Consider the following 3,618-nt stretch of genomic DNA (forward strand, 5'->3'; position numbering starts at 1 on the left):
GGCTACCTGGCTCGGCAGTACCGGTAACGCTCATGGTGCCGTTGGCCTTGGTCCCTACCTTGAGTTGCGGTGCATCAGGCGCCGTCGTATCAACGCCGCCAGGACTCACACCTCCCCGGTTATGGGAACCGCCGCCACCGCTGCCGCCTGCTTGCGTCAGTGCATAAATGCCTAAACCTGCCCCCGCCAGGACTGCACTCTTGCCCAACGTCGACAAATCGCTGAACGCGGCGCCAAGCTTCCCTAGTGCCGAGGTGTTGTTCGCGGCCTCGGTAGCGGCATGTTCAAAAGGTTCATATTGCAGGGCCAGCGAATTTCCCAGGCCGGATGACTCACCGATGACCACTTCTGTCAGGTGTCCTGCATCATCTATGACAAGAGCGCTTTTCTGTCCATCGGGGTCATCGAAGTAATGCTGGATGACCAGTTTTTCCCCCCCGAGAAACTCAATGACCAATGATTTACCGTCGCGGGTCATCTGTTTGATGGCACCTCGCGTAGTGGAAATCACCACCGTTGAGGCAGAATCAAGCGCGATTGTTGGGCCGGCAGCCGAGGCTTGTGCGCCAGTTTTTTTATTAATGACCAGAACATTTGGCATTACAAACCTCTTCGCTATTAGGTTGGAGCGGACGCACTCATCCGCCACCCACAGGAGTGGGGGGGATTAGTTTTAAGGCGCCTCGGCTCCGTTAATCGTAGTTGACATTCGGAATGTAACAACGACGAATGAGGTTGGCTGTGGGAAAATTCACCACGATCCTTCGCGTACTGAATTTGGCGGTTGTGACGATTGTGGCGCGCGGGCAGGTACCTGGTGGGTCGAATATCCGAAAAAACGCTTACTTAGCCTCACCTCCTTAAAGTGGGCCTGAAAAACAGCGCGCCCCGTTACGGACGCGGTTATCAGGGCAGAAATAAAAAATAAACCGTCGAGTTCTTCGGTGCCAGGCATGAAAAAAAACGCCGCCAATCTTATGAAAGAGGTGATAGGGGTTGCACTGAGATATTCAGTTAATAATCGTACAACTTAGTACAAACTAATGGATTAACTATAATTAAGTATAATCACCGTATTTTTTATATCGATGTGTCTAGTCTGCGGCCTGATAGTTGAAAATCCTGTTTTTAAACGCGTAACAAGGCGTAATAGGGTTGTTTGGCTCAGGCCGATGCCCCAGGCTTGCTTGCCCTTCGCACCGTTTGCATTGGGCCGATCGTTCATGAGGGAGTCCGTCGTCCAGGCTGATGAGAAAGCAGGTTTGAATCGAGAAAATGACGTCAAAAAAACAGTTTTGCCAATTTGAGCTATTTTTAAGCAGCAATCCGACGGACATTACGTTGCTTATAACCAATTTATCTCTTAAGCAGGGGTCATATGTTAAAAGCGTTGGTGGTGGATGATCATCCGTTTATTCGGGCTTCCGTAAAAATGGTTTTAGCAAGCGCAGGCCTTGAGGTGGTCGCCGAAGCGGGAAATGGTGTGGAGGCCCTTCACTTGGCACGCACACATGAGCCTCAATTGATCTTGTTGGATATTTCCATGCCCCTACTTGATGGGTTGGGTGTGATTGACCGTGTAACGAAGCTTGAGTTGAACAGTAAAATTCTTGTTTTAACGAGTCTAGAGCCAGCTTTTTATGCCCAGCGCTGTATGAGTGCGGGGGCACATGGCTATGTCTCGAAATCCGATGATTTGAAAGAGCTGAGTCGGGCGATAAAAGCGCTGATGAGTGGTTATACTCATTTTCCAATATTGTCCAGCAGCTCGGTACGTCAAATCGATGCAACCAGCTCCGAGCAGGAGTTAGTGCAAAAGCTTTCAAATCGTGAATTAGCAGTGCTGCAACAACTTGCGCGAGGCTTCAGTAACAAAGAGATCGGCAATGCCATGTTGCTGAGTAACAAAACGGTGAGTAATTATAAAAACCGGTTAATAGAGAAGCTGAATGTAAAGTCGCTGATTTACTTGGCCGAGTTTGCCAAGCGTAATAAGCTGATTTAAATGAGGTTCCTTCTGTGGTGCCTGATACTGGTATGCAGTTCTTCAGTGCATGCTGACCACGCGGCAGCCCCTGCCGATGGGTTGAAGTTGCTGGGACGTTCGCATGCTTCGGACACACTTAAATTGAGTGAGGCTGATCAGAAATGGTTGCACGCTAAAGGTTCGTTTACGCTTGGCACTTCGATGGAGAGGCCAGCGCCGTTTGAGCTGTTGTCCAGTAAAAACGACTATGAAGGAATAACTGCGGATTACGCCGAACTGCTGGCTGATTTGTTACATGTGAAAATTCATGTACGTCGTTACCGTGACGAACATGAAACAATTGACGCATTGAAACGAGGGGAGATTGATTTAATGGTCGCAGGCGAGGAGGGTAAGTCAAGGGACCCTCAACTTCGCTTTTCAGAGGTCTACGCGAGTGATCAGCCGGTGTTGGTAACGCGTAGAGATATTAAACAGCCAATGCCTGAGCACTTAAAAGGGCAGCGGTTGGCGATGTACGAGCATTACCTGACTTCCGCTGAGGTCGCTGAACGCTATCCGGAGGCAGCGCTCACTATTTTTCCTTCAGCAGATAAAGCAATGAATGCGGTCGCGTTTGGTCAAGCGGATGTTTATGTAGGTGGGTACATCGAGGCTAATTACTTAATTAAGAGGAATCATTTTACTGGCTTGCATTCTTCTGACATTGCCATCGCCAAGAAGTACAGTGTCGGATTTGTCGCGCGTCAGAAAGAGACGCAGTTTTTGGCATTTATAAATCGGGCGTTAGATGCTGTTTCCCTTCAGGAAAAAATGGCGATCATACGGCGCTGGAGCGCTGTGCCTTCTGATGCGCTAGGTATGCAACCCATCCGTTTCAGCCCGGAAGAGGAGCAGTGGCTGGCTACCCATTCAAAGGTCAAGGTCGCCGTGATGGACGCCAATCCACCTATCGCATTTCTTGACAGTGCGAAACAGTTTCGCGGTATCAGTGCGGACATTCTAGAGAAAATCAGCAGTCGCATTCCGTTGACATTTGACGTTGTACTCGGCAAATCAAATGAAGAGCTGATTGACATGGTACAGCGGGGGGACGCGGATATCGTCTCGACCTTTCATACGGCGCACCGCAAGTTGAATTTCACTCGACCCTATTGGACCAGTCCTTATGTATTCAGTAGCCGCTTGGGTGCAGGGGCACCCAATAGTCTCAACGATATGGTGGGTAAACGATTGGCGGTCGTCACTAACAGCCGGATGCTTGACTATGTTACCAACTTCTACCCCGGCGTTATTTTTGTGCCATCGGCGAACGCTGCGCAATCGTTGGCGCTACTGGCTTCTGGCGACGCCGATGGCGTCATCAGCCCGATGATAAACACCCAGTATCTGATTTCAAATTATTATAAAGATCAAATACGAATCATCGGGGCGGTTGGGTCGTCATTGGCGCAACTTTCGTTGGGTACACATCATGGCGAAATGGAGCTGCATTCAATTCTGGAGAAAGTTTTGATCAGCATTCCTCCTGATGAGATTGAAGGAATGACTAATCGTTGGCTCGGTAGTTCAATCGTGGAGCGCGATTATTGGAAAGAGCATCGAGTATTGATCTTTCAAGTGGTTGCGTG

Annotated in this window: 3 protein-coding genes; 2 read left to right on the forward strand and 1 reads right to left on the reverse strand. The window is 49.4% G+C overall.

What is annotated here, in order from left to right:
- The coding region (locus FEM54_RS27675) for a BapA/Bap/LapF family prefix-like domain-containing protein (RefSeq protein WP_138453762.1) at window positions 1–601 on the reverse strand (601 nt) is incomplete at its 3' end.
- A 777-nt stretch (window positions 602–1,378) separates the two neighbouring features.
- On the opposite strand from FEM54_RS27675, the gene FEM54_RS27680 reads away from it, so the two are divergent.
- Window positions 1,379–2,005 carry a response regulator transcription factor gene (locus FEM54_RS27680; RefSeq protein WP_138453763.1) on the forward strand — a complete coding sequence of 209 codons (627 nt, stop codon included), beginning with the start codon at window positions 1,379–1,381 and terminating at the stop codon, window positions 2,003–2,005.
- A gap of 45 nt (window positions 2,006–2,050) precedes the next feature.
- Window positions 2,051–3,618 (forward strand): transporter substrate-binding domain-containing protein (locus tag FEM54_RS27685; RefSeq protein ID WP_171045918.1); only part of this gene is annotated, 1,568 nt, incomplete at its 3' end.

This window comes from Pseudomonas edaphica, from assembly GCF_005863185.1.
GTDB classification, from domain to species: Bacteria; Pseudomonadota; Gammaproteobacteria; order Pseudomonadales; family Pseudomonadaceae; genus Aquipseudomonas; species Aquipseudomonas edaphica.